Origin of the sequence: Chloracidobacterium sp. (assembly GCA_015075585.1) — a bacterium.
GTDB lineage: Bacteria > Acidobacteriota > Blastocatellia > Pyrinomonadales > Pyrinomonadaceae > OLB17.
This window is the reverse complement of sequence record JABTUB010000002.1, coordinates 137,423-150,498: the sequence shown is the minus strand read 5'-3', so window position 1 is coordinate 150,498 and position 13,076 is coordinate 137,423. Positions and strand designations below refer to the sequence as shown.

Annotated in this window: 11 protein-coding genes; 8 read left to right on the top strand and 3 right to left on the bottom strand. The window is 54.8% G+C overall.

The annotated features are described in order from the left end of the window. The first annotated feature begins 8 nt into the window (after positions 1–8). The gene (locus HS105_09710; protein MBE7516867.1) at positions 9–1,019 is read left to right on the top strand and encodes an NAD(P)-dependent alcohol dehydrogenase; all 1,011 of its coding nucleotides are present in this window, start codon (positions 9–11) and stop codon (positions 1,017–1,019) included. Positions 1,020–1,087: 68 nt separating this feature from the next. Next, positions 1,088–1,414, top strand: coding sequence for a thioredoxin (gene trxA / locus HS105_09705; GenBank protein ID MBE7516866.1), 327 nt, complete (start codon positions 1,088–1,090; stop codon positions 1,412–1,414). Between the two features lie 77 nt (positions 1,415–1,491). On the opposite strand, the gene HS105_09700 is transcribed toward trxA, so the two are convergent. Further along, complete coding sequence (locus HS105_09700; GenBank protein ID MBE7516865.1) at positions 1,492–3,312, bottom strand: VCBS repeat-containing protein; 1,821 nt, start codon at positions 3,310–3,312, stop codon at positions 1,492–1,494. Between the two features lie 175 nt (positions 3,313–3,487). On the opposite strand from HS105_09700, the gene HS105_09695 reads away from it, so the two are divergent. Next, complete coding sequence (locus HS105_09695; protein ID MBE7516864.1) at positions 3,488–4,627, top strand: VWA domain-containing protein; 1,140 nt, start codon at positions 3,488–3,490, stop codon at positions 4,625–4,627. Between the two features lie 24 nt (positions 4,628–4,651). Beyond that, positions 4,652–5,830, top strand: a complete 1,179-nt coding sequence (locus HS105_09690) for a phosphopentomutase (GenBank protein ID MBE7516863.1) — start codon at positions 4,652–4,654, stop codon at positions 5,828–5,830. Between the two features lie 77 nt (positions 5,831–5,907). Here the strand turns inward: HS105_09690 and HS105_09685 are convergent, their stop codons facing one another. Beyond that, positions 5,908–7,308, bottom strand: a complete 1,401-nt coding sequence (locus HS105_09685) for a beta-propeller fold lactonase family protein (protein ID MBE7516862.1) — start codon at positions 7,306–7,308, stop codon at positions 5,908–5,910. Positions 7,309–8,016: 708 nt separating this feature from the next. Between HS105_09685 and HS105_09680 the strand changes: the two genes are divergently transcribed. Continuing rightward, on the top strand, positions 8,017–8,874 hold the full coding sequence (locus tag HS105_09680; protein MBE7516861.1) for a M20/M25/M40 family metallo-hydrolase: 858 nt from the start codon (positions 8,017–8,019) through the stop codon (positions 8,872–8,874). Positions 8,875–8,887: 13 nt separating this feature from the next. Here HS105_09680 and HS105_09675 read toward each other — a convergent pair whose 3' ends face one another. After that, the gene (locus HS105_09675; protein ID MBE7516860.1) at positions 8,888–9,289 is read right to left on the bottom strand and encodes a hypothetical protein; all 402 of its coding nucleotides are present in this window, start codon (positions 9,287–9,289) and stop codon (positions 8,888–8,890) included. A gap of 253 nt (positions 9,290–9,542) precedes the next feature. Between HS105_09675 and HS105_09670 the strand changes: the two genes are divergently transcribed. The 3 genes from HS105_09670 (at position 9,543) to HS105_09660 (ending at position 13,076) form a co-directional block, all read left to right on the top strand. Further along, on the top strand, positions 9,543–9,863 hold the full coding sequence (locus HS105_09670; protein ID MBE7516859.1) for a DUF4286 family protein: 321 nt from the start codon (positions 9,543–9,545) through the stop codon (positions 9,861–9,863). Further along, positions 9,860–10,930, top strand: a complete 1,071-nt coding sequence (gene tsaD / locus HS105_09665; GenBank protein ID MBE7516858.1) for a tRNA (adenosine(37)-N6)-threonylcarbamoyltransferase complex transferase subunit TsaD — start codon at positions 9,860–9,862, stop codon at positions 10,928–10,930. Before HS105_09670 ends, tsaD begins: the two co-directional genes overlap by 4 nt. A gap of 154 nt (positions 10,931–11,084) precedes the next feature. Continuing rightward, positions 11,085–13,076, top strand: coding sequence for a PQQ-dependent sugar dehydrogenase (locus HS105_09660; protein MBE7516857.1), 1,992 nt, complete (start codon positions 11,085–11,087; stop codon positions 13,074–13,076).

The window sequence follows — 13,076 nt, the reverse complement described above, 5'->3', positions numbered from 1 at the left end:
CGGCGATAATGAAGGCATTTCAGATCGATCAATTTGGAATAGACAACCTGATGCTTGTCGAGCGTGAAGTGCCGACCGCGGGTGATGAGGATGTTGTTGTACGGTTTGACGCGTGGTCTTTGAATTACCGCGATCTGATGGTCGTTGAAGGGAGTTATAATCCGCGTATGCGGCTGCCGGCGACACCGCTTTCTGACGCTGCGGGCGAGATCGTCGCCGTCGGAAAGAATGTATCAAAATGGCGTGTCGGGCAGCGGGTGATGCCGATATTTGCACAGAGATGGCTTGACGGCGAGGCCGATCTCGAAAAGGTGCGTTCGGCGCTCGGCGGCGGGCCTGCATGGGACGGCGTTCTCCGCGAATTTGCTGTCTTTGATCAGCAAGGCGTTGTCGAAGTACCGAGATACTTGTCGCCGGAGGAGGCGGCGACGCTTCCGTGTGCAGCCGTTACAGCATGGAATGCACTTATGGTTTCCGGCAGGCTGGAGCGAGGCGAAACCGTGCTGACCCTTGGAACCGGCGGTGTTTCGGTTTTTGCAGTGCAGATAGCAAAGGCCGTGGGAGCAAAGGTCATTGCGACCTCGGGTAGCGATGAAAAGCTTAGAAAACTGAAGGAACTCGGGGCAGATGAGGTGATCAATTACCGCGAGCGGCCTGATTGGGATGCTGCGGTACTCGATCTTACGGACAAACGCGGCGTAGATCATGTGATCGAGGTCGGCGGGGCAGGGACGCTCGAACGTTCGGTAAATGCGGCGCGCATCGGCGGGCACATTGCAATGATCGGCGTCCTCGCAGGCAAAGGCTCATTCGATCCTGTCCGTTCCTTTATGAAAGTTCAGCGGCTGCAGGGTATTTTTGTAGGATCTAGGGCGATGCTGGCCGATATGCTTGCATTCTTCGGCAAGCACGAAATACGGCCGGTGATCGACAGAGAGTTCCCGTTCGATGATGCTCGGGCGGCGCTGAAATATATGAGGTCGGGTGAGCATTTCGGCAAAATAGTACTGGTTCGTTAGCGGCGGATAGCCAACCGCCGTTGAGTTTAGGTAAAATCATACACTTAATAGGAAAAGGAGAACTTTCAATGGGAGCATTTGCAAAAGGAGTAACTGACGCGGCATTTCAGGCCGAGGTTTTGAATTCGGACAAGCCCGTTCTTGTCGATTTTTGGGCTGAGTGGTGTGGCCCTTGCAGGATGATCGCACCGTCGGTCGAGGCTATTGCCGAACAATACGACGGAAAGGCGGGCGTTTATAAGATGAACGTTGATGAGAATATGAATGTGCCTCAGCAGTACGGCATTCGCGGCATCCCGACGCTTATCCTGTTCAAGGGCGGCCAGGAGCAGGAAAGGATCGTCGGTGCGGTTACACGCGAATCGATCGCAAAAGTGATCGAGAAATATATCTGACGGAAGCATATTCACAAGTAAAGGCCCGAACGGTTCGAACCGTTCGGGCCTTCCTATTGGCCGATCGCAAAATAAGCTTAATGAACTGCCCAACCTGCAATGGGGTAATCGAACTGCTGTCCCCACTCCGTCATCATTAACGCTCCGTTAGTTGACTTTTGAACGTAGAAGTAATTCTGCGTCGGATCGGCATTTTGTCGCCATGCGGCTATATCGGTTTTACCGTCGCCATCATAATCGCCGGGTACGGAGATGTCGCCAACCAGGCCCCATTGCACCTGGCTCATCGCTCCCGCTCGGGTCAGGATATAGTAGGTCTGAAGCCCGCCTGAAGAACGGCGGACGCATAAGTCAGCCATACCGTCGCCGTCAAAATCTCCGGGAATTATGAAATCCGTCGTTAGACCCCAGTTAATGTAGTCAACTCCGCCCGTTGTCTTTAAGAGAACGAACTGTGCCTGTCCCGGAGTGCTCGGGTCTTCGCGTTGAATACAAAAGTCGTATTTGCCGTCGCCGTCGAAGTCGCCGATGCTCGGATAGAAATCGCCGATCGCGCCAAATCCCCAAGGGACGTATGTGATATTGCCGGCGGGATTATTGTCGCTTCCGCGGTAGAAGAAGTAGCATTGGCCCGGCGTGGCCTCAGGGCAGCGATAGACGGCCGGATCAGCCTTGCCGTCACCGTCGTAATCCCCGACGACAGCGGGATCATCGCCGTCCTGGCCAAAGACCTGCGTATCAACGGTGCCGTCCGAGCTTCGCAGGATATAGAACGCCGCTTGAGTGGCCGGCGCCTCGCGCCAGACCGCAAGATCAGTTTTGCCGTCGCCGTCAAAGTCGGCCGGCGTTATCTGATCAGCAGCGGAGTCGCCGAACTTTTGTACGCTGGTATCGCCCGAGCCGTTGATGCTCGTGTACCAGAAGATAGCCGGAGCCTGCGGAGCCGCCGCCCTGTGCTGTCCGGGTCGTCTGCGAACCTCTTGCCCGGTAAAGCCGCTGAGTGGCATGTCTGTGCCGCGAACGACCGCAAAGTCGGTTTTACCGTCGCCGTTGAAGTCGATGACCGCCTTAGGCTGCGGCGCAGTTCCCGCAAGATCACCCCAAGACGTAGTAACGCGGATGCCGTCAGCCTTGAGTGTTGCGGCATTGGCGGACTGCCCCTGGCGAAGTGCAACTGCCCCGGGATTTATATCCGGAAACGTCGTGTTGTCGAGAGCGGTTGCCGATGCGGCCGGTTCTGCTCCGCTTAGGTTCGGATCGACCAATAGCTCCGCAGTATCATTTGACGCACCGTCAATGATGGTATATTTGGCAACAAGAAGGTGCGTTGTATTCAGATCATAAACATAATCAGTGAATCCGATTCCCGGAGGAGTTGTGGTGTTATTGGATCCCTTTGATATACCGAATGCGATCTTGCCATTAGTTCCTTTTTTTGCAAATACCTTTGCACGGAATGTCGAACCGATAGGATCAGGGCCGAGGTGGAAGAAGTAATCCCCATTACTTGGGTCCAGCGCCGCGTCGGAAAGGTTAACCATGACGCCCGCATAGACCGAACCGCTCTCCTGGACTGTGAAAGTGTGATGATCGTCCTCGCCGCTTGTGGTGAGGCTGACGGCATTGCCGATACCCGATCCGGGATAGCCGGTATATGTCAATCCCGGAGGCGCCGCGGTCAAAGCATTCGTGCCTGAACCGCTGTGAGCGGTCCATCCGTTTGCAGAAAGAAGGCCCGTGTAAGTAAAGTCATCATTGAACAAGACCGAAGAGGGACGTGTCTGTCGAACCGCTCTCCCGTCCGTGTTCTTCGCGGAGGTTGACGGGCCGATATCCGAAGCGATATAGATCGCACCGCCTGCCAGAGCCACGATCAACGCTAATGCAAAGTTTCTCATTTTTTTCTCCTAAAAATCGCGAGATTCAAAATTACGATCTGAATGAACTGCTAAACCCCGAAAGGCTTGACAACCCAGAAACTATTGGCTAGTTGGTTGAATATTATCACAATTTTCGTCGGAGAAACCAAATTCAAGCAGATTTTCGGCGCACCGGCGGATCGTTGCTGTTAGAATGAATGATATATCCTCGGTCCATACGGTCAGTGACATGCGTTCGATCTACAGAGTACTCGCGTTGACGATCTTCTTAAGTGCCGCCGGTGCCGCTTTTGCTCAGAGCAGCGGCAATGATGAGGTCGTGCGTGTCGATACGCAGCTTGTTGATGTTCCCGTGGCTGTAACATTGCCGAACGGAGCCTTTGCATCATCATTAAAGGCCGCGAATTTCGTTGTTTTCGAGGATGGCAAGAAGCAGTCGGTCGAGGCGTTCTCTGCCGTCGCGGCTCCTTTTGAGGTGGCCTTGCTGCTCGATACATCAGGTTCGACGCGAAACGATCTGCAGCTAATACAACGTGCGGCACGCGATTTTATTGCCGGTCTCAGGCCCGGCGACCGCGTTGCCGTCGCCGCTTATACAAAACAGAGCGACGGGCGCTCGGGCATTTCGGTGAGCGAAGTGCTGACGGAGCTTACTACTGACCGCGCGGCGCTTTATGCGGCATTGAACAGGATGAATGTAAGCAACGGAACGCCTTTCTACGATTCCATTGAGCAGGCTGCAGCGGTGATCTTTAAAACAAAGCCGGCCGAGGAATTTCGCGGTCGCAGGGCGTTGGTCGCGGTGACCGACGGTGTTGATTCGGCGAGTGCGGCTGATTTCGCGGCGGCTAAGGAAGCTATCGGCGAGGCCGGAGCGGTTACATACTTCATAAAGGTCGATACGAAAGAGTTCTTTGAATCGCAGCTGCTGGGTGATTGTGAAAGTTCGATACGCTTTTCGGCCGCGCAGATCAGGCGTTATTACCTCTCGATAGACCCGAAAGGCAAGACAGAGAAAGTATCTGATTTTTGCGAGCTTGGCGACTTTGAACGCCTCGCTGTCAGCAAACGCCTTTACGAAACGGCAGACAGCGAACTTGACGAACTAGCGAAGATGTCGGGCGGAAAGGTCTTTCCGGTGGCCGATATTTCAGACGCCAGAAGTTCGTTCCGGAGCATTGCGGCCGAACTTGGTACGAAATATACACTCAGTTACACTCCGACGAACGATGCTCGCGACGGAACGTATCGCAAGATACGCGTCGAGACTGTCGGCCTGCCAAAAGGTACGACCGTACGCGCTCGCGATGGCTACACCGCACCTGCAAATTGACCGTATTCGTGGCAAAATCATTCTATGAGCAAATTCAACCGTGTTTGTTTGGTGGTTTTGGATAGTGCCGGCATCGGCGAGATGCCTGATGCGGCAGACTGGGGCGATGCAGGTTCGCACACGCTCGGGCATATTTTTGCGTCACGCAGAGTGAACGTCCCCAATTTGCGGAGCCTCGGGCTGGGAAACATCACACCGCTTGACGGCGTTGCTCCGAGCAGCGATCCGATCGGATGCTTTGGAAAATGCACGCTAAAGTCTGACGGCAAAGATACCACGACGGGGCATTGGGAGATGGCAGGCATCGTCCTGAAGCAGGGCTTCCCTAAATACCCGGACGGCTTTCCCGAGCGGATCATCGACGCTTTCGTCACCAAAGCACACGTGCCGGGCATTCTCGGCAATATACCTGCCAGCGGAACTGAGATCATCAAAGAGCTTGGCGAAGAGCACGTCCGCACGGGCAAGCCTATCGTTTACACATCGGCCGACAGTGTGTTCCAGATCGCGGCGCACGAGGAGGTAATACCCGTCGATCGCCTTTATGAGATATGCGAGGTGGCGCGTGGCATACTCACCGGCGATGACGAAGTGGCACGCGTGATCGCACGGCCGTTCCTCGGCAGCAACGCCTCGGATTTCAAACGTACGGAGAATCGCCACGATTACGCCGTTCCGCCGCCGGACGGCAACCTTCTGCCAAAACTTAAAGATGCCGGCCTCGATGTCGTCTGCATCGGAAAGATCGCATCGATCTATGATAATTTGGGCGTAACTGAGGATCTGACGGCAAAGAATAACGAGCAGGCCATCGATCAGACGATAAATGCACTCAATGCTGATTCGAGCGGGCTGATCTTCAGCAATCTGGTTGATTTCGATATGCTCTACGGCCACCGCCGTGATGTCGAAGGGTATGCGCAGGCCCTTGAACATTTCGACACTCGGCTGCCGGAGATATTCAATGCACTTCGTGAAGATGATCTGCTGATATTGACAGCCGATCACGGAAATGACCCAACCTATCGAGGCTCGGATCATACGCGCGAATATGTTCCGCTGCTCGTTTACGGAAAGTCGGCAAAGCACGGCGTCGATCTTGGCACGCGCGGCTCACTATCGGATATCGGGCAAACAATAGCAGAGAACTTTGCTCTTAAGATCGATGACGGAAACTCATTCTTGAATGAGGTCGCATTCTGAATTCGATCGTTCTGATCTAAGAAAGAAAACAGTGCCGCAGAACGCTCTGCGACACTGTTTTTCAATTGAATAGCAATCTAACGGGAGAGCCGCGGTGAGAACGTCGGCACCTCGAATATCTCAAGGCCTGTTACATCGCCGCTCGGCGTGATCAGCGTCGGGCCGAACGTCGCCAGCTTACTTACGATCGTGATCGTATATTGCCGATCCGAGAGGATTCCATTGAACGTAAAATAGCCGAAACTGCCGGTCAAAGCATTTGCCGAAAAGCCGTTCGGGCCGCTTATATTCACCCTTGCTCCCGAAACGCCTGTGCCGTTTGCACGCATTATCCGGCCTGAGATCGTTACCGGGCCGGACATTGGCCCTTCCGGAACGTAAGCGATGCCCGAAAGGCTTCCTACCGATCCGAGGGTGTTTGCCGCTTGTACGACCTGGCCCGACAGAACGCCCGTCGAGGGATTTACCGCAAAACGGGTCAAATTGCGCGAACCGGCATTTGCAACATAGAAGAATGTCCCGGCGGGATTATACACACCGGCAAGCGAGGTTGTTCCGCCCGTTCCGAAAGGCGAACCGGCGACGACGCTAAAGGTTGTAGCCGCTCCTGAACCGCCGACAGCGTACGAATAGACGTGGGCACGCGTCCTGTTCGGAAGCATAAGGAAGTTGCCGTTCGGGTGCAGTTTTGCCACTGAGGCGAAGCCGACCTCGCCGGCCGTGAACGGTGTTCCGGCTACCGCTGTCGGTACACCCGACGCGAGCGTATAGATACGCATTGCGGCTTGGCGCGAGCCGTAAACAAAGAGCCTTCCCGTCGAATCGACATCTACCGGCACAGGGTTGCTTGCGGTCGAATCGAACGGGCTGCCCGTTATCGGCGTAAGTTCGCCCGTCGAGGAATTGACCGACATTCCCGCAAAGAAGTTGCCTGTGTTGCCGCCTGCGTAATAGTAAGAGCCGTCGGGCGACATTGCCGAGGCTGCAGGACTGACGCCTGTCGGCATAGTGTAGGGGCTGCCGGGAGCGGGCGTCGCCGATGTTGCGGTTATGACAAAGCTTGCAAAGTTATCCGCGCCGACGATCAGCGGCGATCCGGACGGATGCACCTTCAGCGTCCGTTGATTCGCAACCGAGGCGATCGGTGAAAAGGACGCAGGAGCGATCGCCCCCGTCATCGTGTTAACCGAATAGACGGATATGTTTGACGAGCCGCGGTTCGCGACAAACAGGAACTTGTTAACCGGATCGTAAACGATATGCTCCAAATTTGTGTTGCCGCCTCCTATAAAGCCCGTCGCGACCGGAAAGCCCGCCAGAAGCGTAAGTTCGCCGGTAGTTTCATTTGCAGAAAAGCCGTAGATCTGATTGCCTTCAACGGCGTCAACCACCGAATAGACGAAACCTGCCTTTGAGACCGAAGCCGTGCCGGCAATAACGAAGAGTGCCGCAATGAATGAAAGAATAGAAAAACGCATAGCCCTCCTTTGAACTATTAATATCTCTTTGGGAATTGCAGTTTTGATTGTAGCGACCGCGGCGCTCGATGGCAACTAACTGTCGTCAAGCATCCTGAACAGAAACGGCCGCTGTCGGCATTTTGTCCCGATACGAAAATACAGAACCAAACCGCCGCCGCTGCGTATTAACTCGGTATGAAGAATGTGTTTTTGAGGTCGTCGCTCCTTGTTGTATTTGCCTTCGGTGCTGCATTTTCTGCTGCTGCGCAGAAGGTGCCGAATACGGTCTCCGAACGCGATGTCCGTGCGGCAATGTACTTTTTGGCCGGCGACGCAATGCAGGGACGCGGCAGCGGCACGGCATTCGAGCGGATCGCGGCCGAGTATATCGGCTCGCAATTCATGCAGTTCGGGCTTGAGGCGGCAGGCGATACGGGCTTTGACGGAAAGCCCACATTCGTACAGACCGTCACCGTTCCCGCACGGCAGCAATTAAGCGGCCTGGATATCGAAGGCGATCCCGGCTCAAAGATCAAACTCGGTCAAGACCTTATTGTTTTTTCGATCGCTGGAAAGCAGATCAGCGGCCCCATTCAACACGCGAAGCCGGGCGATGCGGCTAAAAAAGGAGCGATCGTCATTCTGACCCCTCCTGCCGATGCGGCTTACGACAGTTTTCAAGGCGCGATCCGCGATCTCCAACGCGGCGGTGCTGCCGCCGTGATAATGGTCGAGACGAACGAGATCCGCCAAAATTGGGATGAGGTCGCACGCCGCAGGGCGCAGCTTGGGCGGTTTGGAACGCTCATGGCCGTATCAAAAAAGGCGGGCGATGAACTTGCAAAGCTTGCAGACGGCAGCACACTTACGCTGAATGCGACATTCACGGCCGGAGCACCGACCTATACATGGAACGCGATCGGCAAGATCACGGGTTCGGATGCAAAACTTCGCTCGCAGGTCATCTTGATAACCTCGCACCTCGACCACCTGGGCGTACGCGATAATGCTCCGGGCGACGATAAGATATTTAACGGCGCCGACGATGATGCTTCCGGATCGGTCGCAGTTCTCGAACTCGCAAGAGTGATCGCGGCAGGCGAGAAGCCCAGGAGGACCGTCTATTTCGTATGTTTTGGCAGCGAGGAAGCGGGCGGTTTCGGCGCCTCGCATTTTGTCAATTATTTGCCGTTTCCAAAGGAGGATCTTGTTGCGAACCTCGAATTTGAAATGATAGGCCGCCCCGATGCAAAGGTGAAGCCCGATGAGCTTTGGCTTACGGGGTATGAACGCTCCGACCTTGGTGCCGAACTTGCGCGGCGTGGGGCTAAACTGGTTGCCGATCCGCATCCGGACGAGAATTTCTTTCAGCGTTCGGATAACTACACGCTTGCCCGGCAGGGCATCATTGCCCACACGGTGTCAAGCTTTGGGCTGCACACTGACTACCACAAGGCAAGCGACGAGGTTCGCACGATTGACTTCGGCCACATGACACGGTCGATAAACTCGATGATCGAACCTGTACGCTGGCTTATCAATTCCGACTTTGTGCCTACGTGGCGGGAAGGCAAAAAGCCATAGATCACTGATCTTTCTATCTCGCAAATCTGTATCCGACCGCGGCGGACGGAATGAACGAGATCAGCATCAGGGCGATGAACCACATCGGATGGCCGGGAAACAGCACGATGTTCGCGATACCCAAAGCGGTCAGAATGACACCGCATAATATCGCCAGGTGAAGACTGCCGCCTTCGCGACGTGACATCTTGGTTACGATGAAACCGGCACCGAATGCAGCCAGGACATAGCCGATCACCACGACGATAAATCCGAGATCGGGACGCGACGTCATTGCTTCGCGGACGGTGTCGGGGTTGCGTGCCATCACGCTGCCTTCGATAGGCAGGATCGTTGAGTTGATCATCTCGACTATCATTATCGTGCCGACAGCGACGATAAGCGATGTTATGACCGCAAGTGCTTTCCTTTTCATATTCAGCCTCCTTTCAAAAACATTCCCTACGTTTCCGTAATATGCCTGTTCGGAGCGAAAGTCAATCATTCATATCGGCGAACGTGCCGCTGTCGGGGCAGAACTTTAAGACAAAGCCGGCGGTGCGGCTACCGTGATCGTTCGCATATACAGCATTTTCGAGGCGGCTGGTTTTCACAAGCGGGCTTGCGATAGGTAAAGTGTATGGTATGACGGCGGTTCGAGGCTGCGGCGGTTCGCTGCGAAAGTAATTATGATCGTTTATGAAGTAACAGCTAGTGTGGCGCCGGATCAAAGGGAAACATACGAAAGCTATATGGTTACGGTGCACATAACTGAGGTGCTTGCGACGCGGCGGTTCATCCACGCGATCTTTGCCGGCCGCGAGGGCAAATACCGGACCGCCTATTTTGCCGAGGATCAGGCGGCACTCAATGAGTATTTGGAGCGTGACGCCGCCCAACTGCGTGATGAAATGATGCGGCAATTTCCGGAAGGCGTCAGCTACTCAAGAGAGGTGTTCGACGTGTTCGCTAATCAAGGTTCGGCGGAGGGCAGTGTGTTCAGCAGATGATCATACTTGGTATCGAAAGCTCTTGTGATGAGACGGCGGCGGCTTTGGTGCGGGACGGCCGCGAAATTTTATCGTCGGTCATTGCCTCGCAGGTCGATATTCACCGCGAGTGGGGCGGCGTCGTCCCTGAGATCGCCTCGCGTGAGCATCTCGAAAAGATCGAGCCTGTTGTAAACGAGGCTCTTGAGCGTGCGGGCACGAGGCTCAGCGATATCGATGCGATCGCGGTAACGCAAGGGCCGGGGCTGATCGGTTCGCTGCTTGTTGGCGTTTGTTACGCAAAGGCCTTGGCGTACGGCCTTGATATTCCGATCGTGGGCGTAAATCATATAGAAGGCCACGTATATTCGATCGTTTTCGAGAATCCGCCGGTCGAATATCCCGCTCTCGCATTGATCGTTTCCGGCGGGCATACGAACATTTTTTATATTCCGGAGGAAGGGAAGTATAAGGTCGTCTCGCGTACCCGTGATGACGCCGCCGGCGAGGCATTCGATAAGGTTGCGAAGATGCTTGGGCTCGGCTATCCCGGCGGCCCTGTGATCGAACGGTTGGCCAAGGGCGTTAATGCCGGAAAGGTTCATTTTCCTCAAGCGAAGATCTCCGACGGCCGCCCCGATCTGAGCTTTAGCGGACTTAAGACCGCGGTTTCACGTTATTTGCGCGAGAATGAGATCAACATTATTGAGAACGAGCCGTCGCCCGAGGTGCGTGACATTGCCGCCGGTTTTCAATCTGCTGTGATCAAGGCCCTTGTCGGTACGCTTGAAAAGCTCGCCAAAGACCTGCTTCCTCGTACGCTCATAGTTGCCGGCGGCGTCGCTTGTAACCTTGCGCTTAAGGAAGCTGCTGAGGCAGCGGCAGAACGGCTGGGCATTCCTGTATATTTCCCTTCAAAGCATCTTTCCACCGATAATGCAGCTATGATAGCCGCTGCCGGCTTTGCCGCACTCAAGCGGGGCGAGTGCGCCGGGCCTGAGATGACCGCCGATATCACGCTGCGCCTTCAGAACCTCGAAAATGAGGACGAAGCATTGCGAAAAAAAGGTGTACACTACAGGCTCTAGGTGTGTTGCGGCGGATCGCCGTTCAGTTGTACAATCATTCTGGTTTTAACCGGTTTTAATCGCATCACCGACAAGTGTTCATTCAAGCTTGTCCAGATTTCCGCAGGTACAGCTTCCGTTATTTAGGAGTGCTTGCGCGTTCTTAGGAGTTCAAATGAAACGAATAGTTCTTTTTGCCGTTGCGGCCTTGACGCTTATGGCATTTTTGACCGGCGGCCCAACCTTTGCCGCACCGTCGCCGCTGAAGATCCGCACTATCCCGGTCCTTTCCGGACTCGCCTTGCCGGTTCATATGGTTACAGTTCGCGATGGAACAAAGCGAATTTTCGTGGTACAGCAGCGCGGTATCATTAAGGTCTTGCAGCCCGGGGCTTCGGCCACGACGGACTTCATCAACCTTTCCGGCGTGGTCAGCAGTTCCGGCAATGAGCGTGGGCTATTGGGGCTTGCGTTTCATCCGGATTTTACGAATAACCGGAAGTTCTATGTTTATTACACGCGAAGCAGTGACGGAGCAATTCAGATCGCTGAGTACAAGGTATTTCCGAACGACCCGAATAAGGGCGATCCGAGTACGGCCCGTGTGTTGATCACGATCCCGCACACGCTGGCCTCAAATCATAACGGCGGAACGATCGCATTCGGCCCTGATGACGGTTATCTTTATGCCGCAACAGGCGACGGCGGCTCGGGCAATGATCCTCTGGCCAATGCACAGAACATTAATTCGCTTCTCGGTAAATTCCTTCGGATCGATGTGAATGTCCCTGAGACTCAGGTGCCGCCCTACAATATTCCTCCGACAAATCCATACGCAGGTGCGACACCCGGTGCGGATGAGATCTACACAATAGGAATGCGCAATCCGTATCGTTGGTCGTTCGACCGCGGCGGCACGCATCAGCTTTGGGTCGGCGATGTAGGCCAAAACGCGATCGAAGAGGTCGATATCATTACGCTCGGCGGCAATTACGGATGGCGTGTTTATGAAGGAACGCAGTGTACGGGAAACGACCCCGGCCTTTGCAATCCGGCGAACTATCTCATGCCGATCTATCAATATCAAACAGGTTCGCGCTGCAGCGTGGTCGGCGGATATGTTTACCGAGGCACACAGAATACTTTCGTGCCCGGCACGTACGTTTACGGCGATTATTGTACGGGCGAGGTCTTTATAAACGAACAGAACACGATCGCATTGCTTGATACCACCCGTCTTTATTCCTCATTTGGTGAGGATGACGATGGCGAGTTGTACACGGTCGGAATCGCCAACACGACCGGAACGCTCGAGAAGATCGTAAGAGCAAAAGCGTCAGCCGACCTCGACGGCGACTTTAAGACCGACATTTCCGTTTTTCGTCCCTCGACCGGAATGTGGTACGCCTATAACAGCTCGGACAGTACCTATCGCATTCAGCAATTCGGATTGAATGGCGACCAACCCGTCGTTGAGGATTACGACGGTGACAACATCTCGGACATCGCGGTGTATCGGCCATCGACAAATGTCTGGTACTACTTTCGAAGCAGTGATTCAACCGCGGGTGTTGTGCCGTTCGGTTCTGCGGGCGACATTCCTGCACAAGGCGACTTTGACGGCGATGCAAAAGCGGATATAGCCGTTTTCCGGCCCTCGACCGGCACATGGTGGATACGCCGCACAACGGATCCCAATAACTATCTCGTTGTTCCGTTCGGGCAGAACGGCGATATTCCGGTTGCGGCCGACTACGACACTGACGGCAAATCCGATATAAGCGTATGGCGTCCGAGCGACGGCGATTGGCATCGGCTGAACAGCATCAACGGGCAGTATGTCGTTACGCACTTCGGCATGGCGGGCGATGTGCCGGTACCCGGCGATTATGATTTTGACGGGAAGGCCGATCAAGCCGTCTTTCGCCCGTCGACCGGTATTTGGTATCAGAATCGAAGCACGGCAGGCTTTTATGCTCAGCAATGGGGCATCAGCGGCGATGTGCCAGCGGTCGGCGATTATGACGGCGACGGCAAGGATGACATCGCGGTCTTTCGGCCGTCGAACGGCGTGTGGTACATCGTCAACAGTTCGAACGGCTCGACAAGGATCTTCCAATTCGGGCTGAACGGTGACATACCCGCTCCGCAGAGCGATAATCCGTAA

Bases quoted from the DNA above. Each gene is read 5' to 3' on its own strand.
- tsaD (MBE7516858.1), top strand. From the start codon at position 9,860: ATGATCATACTTGGTATCGAAAGCTCTTGTGATGAGACGGCGGCGGCT.
- HS105_09675 (MBE7516860.1), bottom strand. From the start codon at position 9,289: ATGAAAAGGAAAGCACTTGCGGTCATAACATCGCTTATCGTCGCTGTC.
- HS105_09670 (MBE7516859.1), top strand. From the start codon at position 9,543: ATGATCGTTTATGAAGTAACAGCTAGTGTGGCGCCGGATCAAAGGGAA.
- HS105_09710 (MBE7516867.1), top strand. From the start codon at position 9: ATGAAGGCATTTCAGATCGATCAATTTGGAATAGACAACCTGATGCTT.
- HS105_09700 (MBE7516865.1), bottom strand. From the start codon at position 3,312: ATGAGAAACTTTGCATTAGCGTTGATCGTGGCTCTGGCAGGCGGTGCG.
- HS105_09660 (MBE7516857.1), top strand. From the start codon at position 11,085: ATGAAACGAATAGTTCTTTTTGCCGTTGCGGCCTTGACGCTTATGGCA.
- HS105_09685 (MBE7516862.1), bottom strand. From the start codon at position 7,308: ATGCGTTTTTCTATTCTTTCATTCATTGCGGCACTCTTCGTTATTGCC.
- HS105_09680 (MBE7516861.1), top strand. From the start codon at position 8,017: ATGGTCGAGACGAACGAGATCCGCCAAAATTGGGATGAGGTCGCACGC.
- HS105_09690 (MBE7516863.1), top strand. From the start codon at position 4,652: ATGAGCAAATTCAACCGTGTTTGTTTGGTGGTTTTGGATAGTGCCGGC.
- trxA (MBE7516866.1), top strand. From the start codon at position 1,088: ATGGGAGCATTTGCAAAAGGAGTAACTGACGCGGCATTTCAGGCCGAG.
- HS105_09695 (MBE7516864.1), top strand. From the start codon at position 3,488: ATGAATGATATATCCTCGGTCCATACGGTCAGTGACATGCGTTCGATC.